The sequence below is a fragment of the Agrobacterium sp. ST15.13.013 genome, assembly GCF_027956525.1.
In the GTDB taxonomy this organism is placed as follows: domain Bacteria; phylum Pseudomonadota; class Alphaproteobacteria; order Rhizobiales; family Rhizobiaceae; genus Agrobacterium; species Agrobacterium salinitolerans.
Map to the genome: position 1 here is coordinate 159,917 of NZ_JAQKGP010000008.1, position 13,352 is coordinate 173,268.

Sequence of the window (13,352 nt, forward strand, 5' to 3'; positions counted from 1 at the left end):
GGCCGTGCAGCCTCGGCGGAGGTTCAGCCCTTCAGGATGCGCCCGACAATATCGCTTACATCCGTCGAGAGGCCCTTTGCCTCGGCAATGGTCGAAAGCGCGGCTTTCGCGTGTTCGGCACGGCTTGCCTCCAGCGACCGCCAGGAACGCATGGAGGTGAGGATGCGCGCGGCAAGCTGTGGATTGCGTTTGTCGATGGCGACGATTTGCTCGGCAAGGAAGCGATAGGCCGCGCCATCCGCACGGTGGAAACCGGTGGGGTTTGAGAAGGCGAGAGTGCCGACCAGCGAACGCACCCGGTTCGGATTGGTGGCGATGAAATGTTTCGATTTCATCAGCGTCTTGATGCGGTCAAGCGCCCCGTCGCCGGGGATGGCGGCCTGCAGCGAGAACCACTTGTCAAGAACGAGCGCATTGTCGGCAAAGCGCGTTTCGAAGGCGACGAGTGCTTCCTTCGTCTCGGCGCTATCAGGGAAACGCTGGGTCAGGACGCTGAGCGCATGTGCGAGATCGGTCATGTTGGTGGCGTCGGCATAGGCCTTCGCCGCCCGCTCCGGTGTTCCCTCGGCATAGGCGAGGAAACTCAGGGCGCCGTTTCGCAACGAACGGCGTCCGGCGCTGTCGGCGTCGGGGCTGTAGGCCTCGGCATTGGCAGCACTATCGGCAAGCCGTCGCAGCGTCTCGAGGCCGGTCGTGGCAATGGCCTTGATTGTGGTATTGCGCGCCTTGTGGATGGCGTCGGGATCGGTGTTGCCGCCGAGTTCGCGGGCGATATCCGTTTCGCTCGGCAGGGCAAGCGCCTGCGCCCGGAACGCCGGCTCAAGCGTATCGTCACCGATGATTTCGATGAGCGTGGTAGAGAGCGCCGCATCCGTCTGTATCTCTTCACCGTTCTGCACCGCCTTGGTGGCGGCAATCAGCGCCGGCAGGGCAAGATCGGTCAGCGCCTGGAAACGAGCGAACATGTCGGTTTCATGCCGGGCGATCTGCACCAGATCGGCCGCATTCTGTTCGAAATCCAGATTGATCGGTGCCGAAAAACTGCGGTTGATCGACAGCACCGGCCGCGAGGAAATGCCGGAGAAGGAGAAGGTCTGGTTGCGCTCAGTCAGATGCAGCACGCCATCGCGATACTCGCCGCCTTCGACGGCCTGCGGCTCGGCGATCTGGCCGTTATCGAGGATCAGCGCCAGCGAGAGCGGAATGTGGCGCGGCTGTTTTACCGGCTGGCCGGGCGTTGGTGCCACGGTCTGTTCCAGCGTCAGGCTGAAAGTGGCCTTGCCGGCATCGTAAGCGGACGACACCAAGACCAGCGGCGTGCCGGCCTCGGTGTACCATAGCGAAAACTGCGAGAGATCGCGACCGCTGGCATCGGCAAAGCTCTTGACGAAATCTTCGACCGTCGCTGCTTCGCCGTCATGCCGTTCGAAATAGAGGTCCATGCCCTTCTTGAAGTCTTCAGCGCCAAGAATGGTGGCGATCATGCGGGTGACTTCGGCACCCTTCTCATAAACGGTCGTCGTGTAGAAATTGTTGATTTCGCGATAGGTATCCGGGCGCGGCGGATGCGCCAGCGGACCGGAATCCTCCGGGAACTGCTCCGATTTCAAGTGACGTACATCGGCGATACGCTTGACCGGACGCGAGCGCATGTCGGCGGAAAATTCCTGATCGCGATAAACCGTCAGGCCTTCCTTCAGGCAGAGCTGGAACCAGTCGCGGCAGGTGATGCGATTGCCCGTCCAGTTGTGGAAATATTCATGCGCGATGATACGCTCGATATTGGCGTAGTCAGCGTCGGAAGCGGTTTCCGGGTCGGCCAGCACGAATTTGTCGTTGAAGACGTTGAGACCCTTGTTCTCCATCGCGCCCATGTTGAAATCGGATACGGCGACGATCATGAAGATATCGAGGTCGTATTCGCGTCCGAAGCGCTCTTCGTCCCATGTCATCGAACGCTTCAGCGCATCCATGGCATAGGCCGCGCGCGGCTCCTTGCCGTGCTCGACATAAATCTTCAACGCAACGTCGCGACCGGACATGGTGGTGAAGCTATCTTCCACCACACCGAGATCACCGGCGACAAGCGCGAAGAGATAGCTGGGCTTGGGATGCGGATCGAACCAGGCCGCGAATTGACGGCCCTCGTCGTAATTGCCGCCGCCGAGGAAATTGCCGTTCGAAAGCAGCAGCGGATTGCCTTCCTTCGCCGCGATGATCGTCACCGTATAGGGCGCCAGAACATCCGGCCGGTCGGGGAAATAGGTGATGCGGCGGAAACCTTCCGCCTCGCATTGGGTGCAATAAACGCCGTTGGTGCGATAAAGCCCCATCAGCTGCGTATTGACCTGCGGGTTGATGTAATTCGTGACGCAGATCTCGAAGGGAGATTCGGCCGGCAGGTCGCGGATGGTCAGGCTGTCGGGCGTTGCCTCATATTGGCCGGCGGGAAGTTCCACCTGGTCGAGCAGCAGGCTTGAGAGCTTCAGCTCGTCGCCATCGAGAACCAGTGGCGCCTCACGCTCAGCACCTTCGCGCCGGTGAAAGATCAGACGGGCTTCGACCTTGGTATTCTTGGGGTCGAGTTCGAAGGTGAGATCCACCCGCTCCAGAACGAAATCGGTGGGGCGGTAATCTGCCAGGTGAACGATCTGGCCCGTGTCTGTTCGCATGACTATCCCTGAATAACTTGGCGTGGTCTTCCCGGCATCATGTCGTCATAAGGCCCGGATGTAAAATAGGTGGAGTATTCGTCACGTTCATGTGCGCATCGGAGGACATTCTGTCCCGCCATGGAAGGCTTCGTCGGCCCCGCAGACGATCCTCCCGCCGCCGGACTTCAGGACCATCGCAGCAAATGTTGAACGATTGCTGAAATTATATTTTATTTTCTTCAAATTTTAGCGCGTGTCGCTTTTGGTGCGCGGCCATCCCGCCAGCCGGGCAAACGAAGCTTCTCCAGATCAACCGAATTCATGGGTAAATAGCATTTTTTGCTGTAAAGCCCCGGAAGAATGCTCTAGCCTTGGCGCATCCACTTCTCCTGCGTCGTCCTTTCCCGCATGAAAATCTCCAGATGGCGTGTTTGCGCAGCCGATATGAGTAACTGCCAATGAACGCCGAACCGATGAATCCCTTTCGCGGGATTAGCATGAAGCTGATTTCGGTCGGCTTCTTTCTCGTCATGCAGACCTGTATCAAGGCCGCAGGTGATGTGCCGGCCGGCCAGATCACCTTCTTCCGCTCCGCCTTTGCCATTCTGCCCATTGTCGTTTATCTCGCCTGGCTGCATGCGCTGGCAAGCGCGCTGCACACCAACAATCTTCTCGGCCATTTCAAACGCGGTTTTCTCGGCATTCTTTCCATGGTCTGCGGCTTTTACGGGCTGACCATGCTGCCGCTGCCGGAATTCATCGCCATCGGTTATGCCTCACCCCTGCTTGCCGTCGTTTTCGCCGCCTTCATCCTGCGTGAGAAGGTGCGCATCTATCGCTGGAGTGCTGTCTTCGTTGGCATGATGGGCGTGCTGGTCATTCTGTGGCCGAAGATGACGCTTCTGCGGGAGGGCGGCTTTGCCGCGGGCGAGGGGCTGGGCGCCATTGCCGTGCTGTGCGGCGCAGCACTCGGCGGACTGGCGATGATCCAGGTGCGGCAGCTGGTGGAAACGGAAAAGACCCCGACCATCGTCCTCTATTTTTCGCTGACCGCTACGTTGTTATCGCTGATCAGCGTGCCATTGGGCTGGAGCTCGCTGACGATGACACAGGCCGTGCTGTTGATCACCAGCGGCATCTGCGGCGGCGTCGCGCAAATCTTCCTGACGGAAAGTTATCGCCACGCGGAAGTCTCTGTCATCGCGCCCTTCGAATACAGCTCCATCGTTTTCGGGATCGCTGTTTCCTACATTCTGTTCGGAGATATTCCCACGCTGACGATGCTTATCGGCACGGCGATCGTGATTCTCGCCGGCATCTTCATCATCTTCCGCGAGCATCAACTGGGTCTGGCGAGACGCGCGGCCCGCAAGGCCTCGACGCCGCAGGGGTGATGTTGCGGCTCCCGTGGTATGCTTGCGTGCCGTTCTCTTGAAGTTGACGACGACGGGTCTCTCTTCTCTCGGCGTCATCCTCGGGCTTGTCCCGAGGATCTGCCAACGTTTTGATTTTGTTGAGGTGCTTAGATCCTCGGGTCAAGCCCGAGGATGACGTCAGAGCATTGGGGGGGCTCAAAAACCTCGCAACCCTCTCGCGAAAAAAGCTCCACAAAAAGCAAAAGGCGCCTTCCCGAAGAAAGACGCCAGCGCGCAATTATATCTATGGGCCAGTGTTAAACTGGCCTGAGAGCATCTCAGCGCTCGCGGAAATCCGCAAAGACTGCCGAGGGACGCGTCACGCGGACCTGCTGCATGGCAGCGCGTGCGGTCATCTGTTCGTTAGCGGCTGCGCCGAAACGATGGTAACCCTGACTGGAGCGAGGGCCGAGGCCCGCCAGGCGGAGCGTTTCAAAGCCGGAATGGACCGGACGGAAGCGAGTGGTCATTGCCTTGGTTCCTTTAACCGAATTCCTCCCAAGACACGTCCGATATATCGCAGCGCAGCATGGATTCGGCAAGCGGACCAAATGCGCCGCTGTTATGCGTAATGCGCATGGCTTTTTTCATAATTCATTTACATTGACCAGGAATGAGGCAGTCAGCCTTCAGTAATCTTTGCCTGAAAAGCCAATAAATCGTGCCATGCCAAGGACTTGCTGGCCGGCGCGTTCAACAGTTCCTGCGGATGCAGGCTTGCGAGCGCCGGCACAATCAGGTGTCCGGCTGCGACATCACGCCACTGTCCGCGCATCGTATGGATGGTGCCGGTGCCGCCAAAGAAGAAACGAGCGGTGAAGTTGCCGAGAAGCAACAGGTGTTTCGGCTCGGCAAGCGCGATCTGACGCTCGATGAAGGGGCGGCAGATATCCATTTCGGCCTGAGTCGGCGGGCGGTTGCCCGGTGGCCGCCACGGCACGACATTGCCGAGCATGATGGCGCTGCGCTCCAGGCCGATGGCTGCCAGCATGCGCTCGAGCAGCAACCCCGTCTTGCCGGCAAAGGGCGTGCCCTCGCGGTCGTCATCGGCATCCGGCATGGGGCCGATGACCATGATGGCGGAGGCGGGGTCACCCTCGGTGAAAATCGTATTGCGCGCGCTGTTCTTGAGGTTGCAGCCGTTGAAACCCTCAAGCGCGGTTTTCAGCTCGCCGAGTGAGCGCGCGCTTTCCGCCGCAAAACGCGCGGCCGCCACGGCCTGTTCGTCCGGCATGGCGACATTCTGCTGGATGGCGGGGGCCACCGGCGTGCTGCGCGTCGCCGCCTGCCGCTGAGGCGCATCGGCACGGCGTTCCGCCGGCCTTTCCATCTGGCGTGATGCCTCGGGCACCTCCCGCGCAGGCGCGGATCGGGCCGGGCGGGCCTCGGCGAATTCGGCGAAACGATCGACCGGGGTCTCTTCCAGCAGCCAGTCCACGCCCGCATCCGCATGGAAATGCAGGAGGGCGGCAAGTTCGGCCGGGGAAAGGTCTTGGGCGGCGATCATGGGCGGAAATTACCCCATGTTCGACGCCCGCGATACCCGCTAATCACACTGTCCAGCGCTGAATATCGTCGCTTTCGCCGATCATGGCGAGACCATGCGCAATCGAGAGCAGCTCGCCGCCGCTTTCGATCCGGTCGGCGTCGAAACGGCGGGTGAAAAGCTCGCGCACGGCCGGCACGAAGGAGGTGCCGCCGGTCAGGAACACCTTGTCGATGGCTTCGGGCGCGACTTTTGTTTTTTCCAGAACCTCGTCGAGCGCTTCTTCTATCTTGGCGAGGTCTTCGGCGATCCAATTGTTGAAATCGCTGCGCTTCACCATCTTGCGCCCGGCCTTGCCCAATGGTGCGAAGTTGAATTCCGCTTCTTCCGCCGAGGAGAGCGCCATCTTGGTGGCGGAAATCGCCTGATAAAGCGGGTAACCTTCGTCATGCTCGACGAGGTCGATGAACATTTCCAGCTTTTCCGGCTCCAGCGCCGAGCGCACCAGCGATTTGAGGTCTGTGAATTCCTTTGAGGTCTTGAAGATCGACAGCTGGTTCCAGCGGCCGAAATTCACGTAATAGCCGGAGGGCACATCCAGCACCTTGTCGAAGCTCTTGAACTTGCTGCCCTTGCCGATCTCAGGCGAGACCAGATTGTCGATCATGCGGAAGTCGAAATGATCGCCCGCGACGCCAACGCCGGAATGGCCGATGGGGGTGGCGGAAAGCTTGCCGGCATGGGTTTCGAAGCGGATTAGCGAATAGTCCGTCGTGCCGCCGCCGAAATCCGCCACCAGCACATTGGCATCCTTCTTCAGGCTCTGGGCGAAATAATAGGCGGCCGCCACCGGTTCGTAGACATAGTGGATTTCCGGGAAACCGGCGCGGGTGAGCGCCTCGTTGTAACGGGCGAGCGCCAGCGCCTCATCCGGATTGCTGCCGGCGAAACGCACCGGCCGGCCGGCGATGACGGTGGAGACGTCTCCCGGCCATTCCTCGCCCGCATAGGTCTTCAGCTTGCGCAGGAACACGTCCATCAGGTCTTCGAAGCTCTGGCGCTTGGCGAAGATCAGCGTACCCTGAAACAGCGGCGAGGCCGCAAATGTCTTGATCGATTGGAGGAAACGGCAATCGCCGGCATTGTCGATGAATTGCCGGATGGCGGCATGGCCGGCTTCCACATGCAGGGCGGCCGCACCGAGGCCGGCATCCTTCATGAAGGAGAGCGCCGTGCGCATGCTGTCATCCGTGCCCGCGCTGCTGGTGAAGCGCATGGAACGGCTGGCGCCGCCCGTGTCGGAAAGAGCCATGACCGTGTTGGTCGTGCCGAAATCGAGGCCGAGAGCCCGCTTTTGCGTCATCGCCATATCCTTGTTGCCGATAGAAGAACCCACCCGGCCCTTGGGCGGCCCGGCGTGAGGATAAGGGATGCCTTTGGCACCCCGATGTCAGAGGAGGGCGGTTGATTGCACAAGGCCGACGGAATGGCAAGCGCCGCCTATTGTTTTTGAGCCATGCGCCTCGTCGCATGAGCTCTCACATGCGGACAGCTACGGCGCATGGTGAACAGGATGTTTATGCCGGAATGAAAGAACGGTGTAGTTTTCGGAAATACTTTTAGGATTTTGCTGTTAGGTAGGGCTGGAGCGTAAAATGTACTTCAGTCGATACGACGTTATTTTGGAATATGAATATTTTATCAAAAAAATCGGTGTCGTACCATTGCCGTCCGTATGGTTCCATCTTGTCGTAGTCTTGGAAATTCGATGTCTCACCAGATCAGCCAATACGCCGTGAATGACGCGCTACCCGGGCATATCGGTCTCATTCAAGGTGATATGGACGTTTTCATCCAACAGCTCATGAGCCTCATGGAAGCATCGCAGCAGGGCTATGCGCTGTTTGACGGGCATGACGAGATGCGTTTTGCCAACAGTGCCTTCCGCACCGCGCTCGGCGTCGGCCCGAATGTGTTTCCGAGCTGGGTGGACCTGATGCGCAGCGGTTACCAAACCGCAACCGGCACGGCCATAGAGACGTCGGATTTCGAATTGTGGCTGCGCTCGGCAAAGACGCGGCGTGGCAAACTGCCTTTTCGCACCATCGAAACCAGCCTCAAGGACGGCCGGTGGATGCTGACGACCGAAACGACGTTGCCGGGCGGCTGGATGCTTTGCGTCATAACCGATGTATCCGAACTCGGCGTCGAATTGCGCGATCTGCGCCAGGAGCGGGACCGGGCGCTGAAATCCGCCTTGAGCGATGAGCTGACCGGCCTCGGCAACCGCCGTTACGCCATGGACACTCTCAACCATCTGCTGGGCCCGAACAAGGCGCAGGCGCTCGCCGTCATCATCATGGATATCGACCATTTCAAGAGCGTCAACGACCGCTTCGGCCATGCCTATGGCGATCTCGTGCTGAAGGATTTCGCGGCGCGGCTGTCTTCAACTGCCGGCCGTGACGACCTTCTCGGGAGAATCGGCGGCGAAGAGTTTCTGCTGGTGCTCAGCGGCGCGCGCATGCACAGCGCCGAAACGCTGATGCGTCAGCTTCAGGTGTCTCTGGCCGATGCCGCGCCGCTGCCCGACAGGCCCGAATTTCGCTACAGCTGTTCGGCCGGCATTGCCTATGCCAGTCCCGGTGAAAGCGCCAGCGATGTGCTGCGCCACGCCGATACAGCACTTTATGAGGCGAAGAATACCGGACGGAACCGTTACGTCGTTTATGGAACGGCTCCGTAATGCCGCTTGAGGCGGCCGGCCCTCAGTTCGACTTCGCCGCGCCGCCATCCACCCGCAGCATCGTGCCGGTAATATAGCTTGCCGGTGCCGAGCACAGGAAAGCACCGGCGGCGGCGAATTCTTCCACCGTGCCGAGACGGCCGGCCGGAATGCCCCTGACGGAGGTCTCGCGGATTTCCTCGATGCTTTTGCCGAGACGCTTGGCATTGGCGCCATCCAGCTCGTCGATGCGGTCGGTGTGGATGCGGCCGGGCAGCAGCAGGTTGGAAGTGATGCCGAAGGAGGCGATTTCCGAGGAGAGAGTCTTGCTCCAGCCGACGAGCGCGCCGCGCAACGTGTTGGAAAGGGCGAGATTGGGGATCGGTTCGAACACGCCTGACGAGGCGACGGTGAGGATGCGGCCGAACCCCTGTTCTTTCATCTGCGGCAACAGCGCATTGGTCAGCGTGATGACGCGCAGCACCATGGACTGGAAAAAAGTGTCGAGCTTGTCGACCGTCATGTCCTGTGCGAGGCCGGGCGTTGGGCCACCGGTATTGTTGACGAGAATATCGATGCCGCCGAGCTTGTCGTTGACGGCCTGAACCATGGCTTCGACGAAATTGTCGTCGGCAAGATCGCCCCACACCCAGTCGGCCTTGCCCTTGCCGAGCGCATTGATCGCCTTGCAATTTTCCGCCAGCTTTTCACCGCTCCGGCCAACCAGAAGGACGTTTGCGCCTTCTTTCGCCAGCGCGGTCGCAATGCCCAGCCCAAGGCCGCGAGAGGAGGCGAGAACGAGGGCGCGTTTGCCGGAAATGCCGAAATCCATGGAGTTTGTCCTGTCTTGTGAGTGCCGTGTGTGGTGTTTATAGAGCATTTCCAGGAAAAGTGGACCCCGGTTTTCCGTCTGGAAATGCAACAAAACAAAGAGTTAGAGATTTTTCGCCACTCGCAGAAAAGCGAAAACCTCTATAAGGCGGCGTCCGCCTTTGAAGGTTGAATACCCGTCATGACAGAACAATCCCTGCTGAAATTCTCCATTGCCGTCACGGTTCTGCTGGCGCTGTTCGGCATTGGCGCGGGCCTGTTTTCCGGCTCTTTCGCGGTTGTTTTCGACGGCGTTTATGCGCTGACCGATGCTTTCATGACGGTGCTGGCGCTGCTTGTCGCGCGGCTGATCGCCGCTTCCGCCGCGCCCAAACCCGGCGGCCGGCTGGTGGAGCGTTTCACCATGGGCTTCTGGCATCTGGAGCCGATGGTGCTCGGGCTTAACGGCACGCTCCTGATGGGGGCGGCGATCTACGCCCTCATCAACGCCGTCGACAGCCTGATGGATGGCGGCAGATCGATCGAGTTCGACTACGCCATCGTCGTCACCTTCGTCAGCTTCGCCGTCTCACTTGCCATGGCATGGTTCGTCAAACGGCAGAACCGCCGGCTGAAATCCGCATTCGTGGCGCTGGATGCCAAAAGCTGGCTGATGAGCGCGCTTCTAAGCATGGCGCTCTTCGTCGCCTTCGCCGTGGGTTACGGGCTCACGGGAACGGCGCAGGCATGGCTTGCACCCTATATCGACCCTGCCGTGCTGGCGCTGGTCTGCCTCGTCATCATCCCCATGCCGCTCGGCAATGTGAAACAGGCGCTGGCTGACATCCTTCTGGTGACCCCGCTGGAATTCAAGCAGCATGTGGACCGGGTGGCGGTCGAGACGGTGGAGAAATTCGGTTTCTCCTCCCACTATTCCTATGTCGCCCGTGTCGGCCGCGGCCGTCAGATCGAACTCTTTTTCATCGTGCCGAAAAACTGGCCTCCCCGGCGTCTGGAGGAGTGGGACGCGATCCGCGACGAGATCGGCGATGCGCTGGGCGGCGAGGGGAGCGACCGCTGGCTGACGATCGTGTTCACGACGGATGAAGAGTGGGCGGTTTGAGTCGGCAGGTCATCTTCAGTAAGGACGCGTTTTACGAATCGAAGAACACCTAGGGGGCTGGGTTCGCCATTCGGTAAGCGAGACGCAGCAGGTCGTTCTGGCTGTGCGTCCCTGTCTTTGCGTATAGGCTTTTGAGCTGTGTGCGTATCGTCTCGCGCGACACGGATGCGTCCTGCGCTATCTGCGTGATTGTCTTACCATTTATGACGCCGAGAAATGCGCGCCGCTCTCCCATCGTCAACCGATGAAATTCAGAGAACTGGTCGATTCCGGGTGTTCCGCCAGGCGCGCCGGAAGGCTGGATCAGGAGTGCAACGGTGGGTCCCTCGAAGTACAACGAGAGGCGTTCTTTCTTCATTGCGACAAGCGTGAGCCTGATGCCGTGCGAGAGAAAATCCGCTGTTCTGGGACCGGCATAATTTCGCATCAACATGGCGTTCAGCACGGTCTGAGCGTCCTTGCCGCGCAGGCGTAACTTTCCGAGCGGTGAAACCGATATGAGCGTCCCTTTGTCCAGAAACTTCTGCCCGATCGGGGAAGTTGTATTTATTTGTGCGTTCTCTCCGACAATGACGATACCCGTGCCAACGGCGTCAAACAGCGACGTATTGAGGTCGAAGGCCGCCCATCGCGCCGAGCTGTTCCTGTAAAAACGCGCGGCACGCCTCAGATGGGGGGCGATACGAGTAAGCTGGTCGGAAAAAGCGCTGTTTTCATCGGGATCGTCGCGGCTGGTAACGGTGGATACGATCAGGGGGCTGTCTCCATTCTTGTCAATAGTGACGCCGATGGAGGACGAAATGTTGTTGGGCGCCAACCAGTCATTGAAGAACTCGGTTCTAACCAGCTGCGTTCTGGGGACGATCTGATCCGAGAAAACGCCCAGGCCTACGCTTCGCCTGCCGCAATGCTCCAACCATGGGTTGGTGTTGATATAATATGCCGCATAGCTTTCAAGCTCCGACAGATCGAATTTTGAGGTCATGCCAACGTAATCGTCGGGTTCGCGCGTATTCATGGAGAACAAGATCGTTCGGCCATCAGGTGCATTCCCAGAAAGCCTGTCGAGAAATTGCTGCCACGACGCCTCGCCGAGCAGCGCCGCATAAATGAGGTCTATCAGGTCGTCGTCCGAGTGCCTTAAGCCACGAATGCTCATGCCTCAATCCCTGCCCCGAGTAGCCCTCAACAAAAGAGTCAGTTCCTCTAACCTCGACTAATTCACCCGATCGGGTGATTGAGGATGATAGGTGAAGCTCTAAAAATCGTCCAGTCTTGAACTAGCGCGTGTAAAAGGATGCGGTGCAAGTTCTCGTTTATTTTTTAAGATGTGCCGACCTATTAATGGAGAGAAATTATGAAGTCATATATTTCACTGACCTGCGTATCGGTTGCTGTCCTTGCTCTTTCGGGTTGCGTCAGCGCCGGCAGTGCGGACAAGACGGTGGAACTTTCGGTTGGTCAGACGCGCCACCTCACGGCTTACAGAGCGGATAGCTGCGGTGCGACTCCTTTGAGTTTTGCGGCGCTGGCGCCCAAGCTGCCGAAATCCAAGATCATCTCTTATTCAGATGGCGGCATTTCCAGTCGTTTAAGCAAGCAGTGCGGCCGCAACGTTCCGACACGTGCGGTGAATGCGACGGGTATAGCCAAGGGAACTGAAACGCACCGCTATCAGGATGTCATTTCAATCGTTGTGAAGTGAGCCTGACGGTTTAGTGTCGTAAGAGCGCCGCCGGCGCTCACGAGCAAAAAAGCGGAGTCCGATCCTCCTGTCGCGAAGTTTGCTGTCTGCTGGCGGTTCATTTTCTCACGTCTGTAGTTTATGGGGGCGCCTTTCCACCCCGGGTCCATGGGCTTTAAAGGCGCTCCCACCATGCAGACGCCTGTCGTCTGGAAATTGTGGCGTCATCATCCCCATGCCGCTCGGCAATGTGAAACAGGCGCTGGCTGAGATCCTTCTGGTGACCCCGCTGGATTTCAAGCAGCATGTGGACCGGGTGGCGGCCGAGACGGTGGAGAAATTCGGTTTCTCCTCGCACTATTTCTATGTCGCCCGCGGACGTCAGGTCGAACTCTTCTTCATCGTCCCGAAAGACTGGCCACCCCGGTGTCTGGAGGAATGGGACGCGATCCGCGACGAGATCGGCGATGCGCTGGGCGGCGAGGGGAGCGACCGCTGGCTGACGATCGTGTTCACGACGGATGAAGAGTGGGCGGTTTGAGTGTGGGCGGAGCCGCCAGTTCCGGTAAGATTGTGTGTCATGGTGCTGTCGCGGCTCTGCGACCTCCCGCCAGATACCAGGCGACAGCAGACAGCACGATAGCGCCTCCCGTCAGAACGAGGGGCGACATTTCTTCGTTATAAAAGAGCCAGACCCACACTGGCCCGAGGATGACATCCAGCATGGAAAGCAGTCCGGCCTCCCCGGAGTTCATACGCCGGGCCCCTTGGAGCAGAAGTATATAGCCGAGTGCTGTGGTTAGGACGCCGTAGAGGGCGCAGGCGATGATCTGCATCGGAGCTGGAATCGCAAACTGCATCAGCGGCAGCGCGATACACAGACAGGTCAGAGCGCCAAGAGCGGTCATCAGGGTGGCGTCCATGTCAGGGAAGCGCTTTGCGATGACGATTTGCGTGGCGCATCCCGTGGTCATGATGAAGGCGGCAAAGATACCGAGCATGTCCTTCTGTGATACCGCCGCGCCGACCGAAATGAATACGCCGACGAAAGCCGCACAGCCAGCGATGACGAAACGATGGGTAACCCGATCCCGCAGGCATATAAAAGCGATTCCGGTCACAACAAAAGGTAGTGTCGCATAGATTGTCATGACGTTGGCGACGGTCGTCCATCGCAAGGACGCGATATATGTGATCGCCGCAATTGCAGATACCAAGCATGCAGCAACGCCGGGCAGACCGAATGACATCGACGACCGTTGCCTGACGATCTTGTTTCGAAGCAGAAGAAACGCCCAGAGAGTCAAGAAGGTGAAGGCGGAGCGCCACGCCACCATCGACCATACGTCCATATCCGCCATGCGGACGAACAGCCCCGCTGTACTCCATAAAACTGCGGAAGCTGCCACAAGATATATGCCTGTATAACGGTCGTGTGCTAAACTCATATCGGCA

At 59.0% G+C, this 13,352-nt stretch carries 11 protein-coding genes and 1 pseudogene; 5 read left to right on the forward strand and 7 right to left on the reverse strand.

Annotation, left to right across the window (positions count from 1 at the left end; translation table 11 throughout):
- Nucleotides 1–23: 23 nt before the first annotated feature.
- The gene (gene pepN / locus PL597_RS10900; RefSeq protein ID WP_271365153.1) at nt 24–2,672 is read right to left on the reverse strand and encodes an aminopeptidase N; all 2,649 of its coding nucleotides are present in this window, start codon (nt 2,670–2,672) and stop codon (nt 24–26) included.
- A 440-nt stretch (nt 2,673–3,112) separates the two neighbouring features.
- On the opposite strand from pepN, the gene PL597_RS10905 reads away from it, so the two are divergent.
- Nucleotides 3,113–4,048 (forward strand): DMT family transporter, encoded by a 936-nt coding sequence (locus tag PL597_RS10905; protein WP_269824396.1) that lies wholly within the window; start codon nt 3,113–3,115, stop codon nt 4,046–4,048.
- 299 nt (nt 4,049–4,347) lie between these two features.
- Here the strand turns inward: PL597_RS10905 and PL597_RS10910 are convergent, their stop codons facing one another.
- The 3 genes from PL597_RS10910 to PL597_RS10920 form a co-directional block, all read right to left on the reverse strand.
- Complete coding sequence (locus tag PL597_RS10910; protein WP_003509784.1) at nt 4,348–4,539, reverse strand: hypothetical protein; 192 nt, start codon at nt 4,537–4,539, stop codon at nt 4,348–4,350.
- A 152-nt stretch (nt 4,540–4,691) separates the two neighbouring features.
- Nucleotides 4,692–5,576 carry a uracil-DNA glycosylase gene (locus tag PL597_RS10915; protein WP_271365154.1) on the reverse strand — a complete coding sequence of 295 codons (885 nt, stop codon included), beginning with the start codon at nt 5,574–5,576 and terminating at the stop codon, nt 4,692–4,694.
- 43 nt (nt 5,577–5,619) lie between these two features.
- The gene (locus PL597_RS10920; protein ID WP_271365155.1) at nt 5,620–6,918 is read right to left on the reverse strand and encodes an Hsp70 family protein; all 1,299 of its coding nucleotides are present in this window, start codon (nt 6,916–6,918) and stop codon (nt 5,620–5,622) included.
- A 477-nt stretch (nt 6,919–7,395) separates the two neighbouring features.
- Here PL597_RS10920 and PL597_RS10925 point away from each other — a divergent pair, with 477 nt between their 5' ends.
- Nucleotides 7,396–8,301 carry a sensor domain-containing diguanylate cyclase gene (locus tag PL597_RS10925; RefSeq protein WP_416372244.1) on the forward strand — a complete coding sequence of 302 codons (906 nt, stop codon included), beginning with the start codon at nt 7,396–7,398 and terminating at the stop codon, nt 8,299–8,301.
- A gap of 22 nt (nt 8,302–8,323) precedes the next feature.
- Here the strand turns inward: PL597_RS10925 and PL597_RS10930 are convergent, their stop codons facing one another.
- Nucleotides 8,324–9,112, reverse strand: a complete 789-nt coding sequence (locus PL597_RS10930) for an SDR family oxidoreductase (RefSeq protein ID WP_271365157.1) — start codon at nt 9,110–9,112, stop codon at nt 8,324–8,326.
- A 180-nt stretch (nt 9,113–9,292) separates the two neighbouring features.
- On the opposite strand from PL597_RS10930, the gene PL597_RS10935 reads away from it, so the two are divergent.
- On the forward strand, nt 9,293–10,213 hold the full coding sequence (locus PL597_RS10935; protein WP_077982996.1) for a cation diffusion facilitator family transporter: 921 nt from the start codon (nt 9,293–9,295) through the stop codon (nt 10,211–10,213).
- Between the two features lie 49 nt (nt 10,214–10,262).
- Here PL597_RS10935 and PL597_RS10940 read toward each other — a convergent pair whose 3' ends face one another.
- Nucleotides 10,263–11,372 (reverse strand): helix-turn-helix transcriptional regulator, encoded by a 1,110-nt coding sequence (locus PL597_RS10940; protein WP_271365159.1) that lies wholly within the window; start codon nt 11,370–11,372, stop codon nt 10,263–10,265.
- Between the two features lie 198 nt (nt 11,373–11,570).
- Here PL597_RS10940 and PL597_RS10945 point away from each other — a divergent pair, with 198 nt between their 5' ends.
- Nucleotides 11,571–11,918: a hypothetical protein gene (locus PL597_RS10945; RefSeq protein WP_077982638.1), complete on the forward strand. Its 348-nt coding sequence runs from the start codon at nt 11,571–11,573 to the stop codon at nt 11,916–11,918.
- Nucleotides 11,919–12,114: 196 nt separating this feature from the next.
- Nucleotides 12,115–12,438, forward strand: a pseudogene (locus tag PL597_RS10950) (cation transporter); the annotation flags it as partial.
- A gap of 37 nt (nt 12,439–12,475) precedes the next feature.
- On the opposite strand, the gene PL597_RS10955 reads toward PL597_RS10950, so the two are convergent.
- The gene (locus tag PL597_RS10955) at nt 12,476–13,345 is read right to left on the reverse strand and encodes a DMT family transporter (RefSeq protein ID WP_271365161.1); all 870 of its coding nucleotides are present in this window, start codon (nt 13,343–13,345) and stop codon (nt 12,476–12,478) included.
- Nucleotides 13,346–13,352 lie beyond the last annotated feature (7 nt).

What these genes read in the sequence shown, in the direction of transcription:
- pepN (WP_271365153.1), bottom strand. Translation starts at nt 2,672, where the DNA reads ATGCGAACAGACACGGGCCAGATCGTTCACCTGGCAGATTACCGCCCC.
- PL597_RS10905 (WP_269824396.1), top strand. Translation starts at nt 3,113, where the DNA reads ATGAACGCCGAACCGATGAATCCCTTTCGCGGGATTAGCATGAAGCTG.
- PL597_RS10910 (WP_003509784.1), bottom strand. Translation starts at nt 4,539, where the DNA reads ATGACCACTCGCTTCCGTCCGGTCCATTCCGGCTTTGAAACGCTCCGC.
- PL597_RS10915 (WP_271365154.1), bottom strand. Translation starts at nt 5,576, where the DNA reads ATGATCGCCGCCCAAGACCTTTCCCCGGCCGAACTTGCCGCCCTCCTG.
- PL597_RS10920 (WP_271365155.1), bottom strand. Translation starts at nt 6,918, where the DNA reads ATGACGCAAAAGCGGGCTCTCGGCCTCGATTTCGGCACGACCAACACG.
- PL597_RS10925 (WP_416372244.1), top strand. Translation starts at nt 7,396, where the DNA reads ATGGACGTTTTCATCCAACAGCTCATGAGCCTCATGGAAGCATCGCAG.
- PL597_RS10930 (WP_271365157.1), bottom strand. Translation starts at nt 9,112, where the DNA reads ATGGATTTCGGCATTTCCGGCAAACGCGCCCTCGTTCTCGCCTCCTCT.
- PL597_RS10935 (WP_077982996.1), top strand. Translation starts at nt 9,293, where the DNA reads ATGACAGAACAATCCCTGCTGAAATTCTCCATTGCCGTCACGGTTCTG.
- PL597_RS10940 (WP_271365159.1), bottom strand. Translation starts at nt 11,372, where the DNA reads ATGAGCATTCGTGGCTTAAGGCACTCGGACGACGACCTGATAGACCTC.
- PL597_RS10945 (WP_077982638.1), top strand. Translation starts at nt 11,571, where the DNA reads ATGAAGTCATATATTTCACTGACCTGCGTATCGGTTGCTGTCCTTGCT.
- PL597_RS10955 (WP_271365161.1), bottom strand. Translation starts at nt 13,345, where the DNA reads ATGAGTTTAGCACACGACCGTTATACAGGCATATATCTTGTGGCAGCT.